Origin of the sequence: Streptomyces sp. NRRL S-495 (assembly GCF_000966955.1) — a bacterium.
Taxonomy (GTDB): domain Bacteria; phylum Actinomycetota; class Actinomycetes; order Streptomycetales; family Streptomycetaceae; genus Kitasatospora; species Kitasatospora purpeofusca.
Genome location: NZ_JZWY01001408.1, coordinates 1 through 210, shown reverse-complemented (window position 1 = coordinate 210; position 210 = coordinate 1). Strand labels below are relative to the sequence as shown.

Here is a 210-nt window from a genome sequence, read left to right as displayed (position 1 = left end):
GTGACGACCACGTCACGAGCCCGCGAGGGGCCGTTGTTGATTACGGTGACACGCCACTGGATCTGTTGTCCGGGCACCACCGGATCGGTGAGCAGCGCCTTGGAGACAGTCAGGTTCGCCTGCGTCGAAGGTGAGTTGGTGGGGCTCGCGACGGCGGTGTGGGTCGGCGTTGCGGGGTCGGGGCCGCCGGTGACGGTCACGGTGTTGGTC

Annotated in this window: 1 pseudogene; it reads right to left on the bottom strand. The window is 67.6% G+C overall.

The annotated features are described in order from the left end of the window. Positions 1–200, bottom strand: a pseudogene (locus VR45_RS46570) (hypothetical protein); the annotation flags it as partial. Positions 201–210 lie beyond the last annotated feature (10 nt).